Below are 1453 nucleotides of genomic sequence, written 5' to 3' on the forward strand. Positions count from 1 at the left end.
TTGCTGTTCGCGCCCGATGGCACCACCATCGCCAGCTACGACAAGATCCACATGTTCGACGTCGACCTCGACAATGGCGAGAGCTGGCGCGAATCCGCCGCCTACGAGCCGGGCACCGAGGCCGTCATCGCCGAGATCGACGGTGCCAGGCTCGGCTTTGCCGTCTGCTACGACCTGCGCTTCCCGCAGCTGTTCCGCGCCGAGGCGCTGGCCGGCGCCAATGTGCTTTCGGTGCCCGCCGCCTTCACCCGGCAGACCGGCGAAGCACACTGGCACGTGCTGCTTCGGGCTCGCGCCATCGAGAACGGCGCCTATGTGGTTGCGGCCGCGCAAGGGGGCCTGCACGAGGACGGCCGCGAGACTTTTGGCCACTCGCTGATCGTCGACCCGTGGGGCCGCATCGTGGCGGAAGCCGCCCATGAGGAGCCCGGCGTGATCGTCGCCGAGATCGATCCAGCGCAGTCGCTCGCCGCGCGCAGGAAGATCCCCAATCTGAAGAACGCGCGCGAGTTCGCCGTCAATGCCGGCGAGGCGCCGCGTCTCAGGGGTGCAGCTTCTTGATCCGTTTTTCCCTGATCTGCGAGCACGAACACGAATTCGAGGCGTGGTTCCGCAGCAATGACGATTTCGGCACGCAGAAGAAGCGTGGCTTGGTCGATTGCCCGAGCTGCGGCTCGCACAAGGTTGACAAGGCGCTGATGGCGCCGGCCGTCTCGACCGGGCGCAAACAGGAAAAGATCGCGCTCGCCATGGGCGAGGCGCAGAAGCAGGCATTGGCGCAGTTGAAGGCGCTCGCCGAGAAGGTGCGCGAGAACGCCGACTATGTCGGCGACAAGTTCGCCGAGGAAGCGCGCAAGATCCATTTCGGCGAGACCGATCCGCGCGGCATCTATGGCGAGGCGACGCCGGAGGAAGCGAAGAGCCTGGCCGAGGACGGCGTCGAGTTCACGCCAATCCCGACCTTTCCGGACGACCGGAACTGAGCATCCAGCCAGGCTAGCCCAAGCTTTCGATCAGCTTCCCGAGCAATCTCGCGAGCGTCTCCCGCTCCTCGCGCGTCAGTCCGGCGAGGATGTCATGTTCGTTGGCGACATGGGCGACGAGTGCCTCATCGGTCACGGCCAGGCCCTTTTCGGTGAGCGCAACGACAACCCCGCGCCGGTCGCTGGGGTGCGGCGCGCGCATGATCAAACCGGCCTTTTCCAGCCGGTCGAGGCGGGCGGTCATGGCGCCGGAAGTCACCATCGTCGCCTCGTAGAGATCGGTCGGCGTCAGCGCGTAGGGCTTGCCGGACCGGCGCAGGGTCGCCAGCACGTCGAACTCGCCTTGCTGCAATCCGAAGCGGGCAAACAGCGGCGCCAGCCGCTCGCGCGAGATCAGCGAGGCGGCTTCGTTCAGCCGTCCGATCACGGCCATAGGCGAGACGTCCAGGTCTGGCCGTTCCCTTTGCCAC

Annotated in this window: 3 protein-coding genes; 2 read left to right on the forward strand and 1 reads right to left on the reverse strand. The window is 66.5% G+C overall.

All coding sequences use genetic code 11. The features are described from left to right. Both EN781_RS32445 and EN781_RS32450 read left to right on the forward strand, forming a co-directional pair. The coding region (locus EN781_RS32445) for a nitrilase-related carbon-nitrogen hydrolase (RefSeq protein ID WP_281034417.1) at positions 1-561 on the forward strand (561 nt) is incomplete at its 5' end. Beyond that, the gene (locus tag EN781_RS32450) at positions 558-983 is read left to right on the forward strand and encodes a DUF1178 family protein (RefSeq protein ID WP_126058142.1); all 426 of its coding nucleotides are present in this window, start codon (positions 558-560) and stop codon (positions 981-983) included. The genes EN781_RS32445 and EN781_RS32450, both read left to right, overlap by 4 nt. Before the next feature lie 13 nt (positions 984-996). Here the strand turns inward: EN781_RS32450 and EN781_RS32455 are convergent. After that, positions 997-1453: MarR family transcriptional regulator (locus EN781_RS32455; RefSeq protein ID WP_145965788.1), on the reverse strand; the 457-nt coding region annotated here is incomplete at its 5' end.

This window comes from Mesorhizobium sp. M4A.F.Ca.ET.090.04.2.1 (assembly GCF_003999085.1).
Classification (GTDB): Bacteria; Pseudomonadota; Alphaproteobacteria; order Rhizobiales; family Rhizobiaceae; genus Mesorhizobium.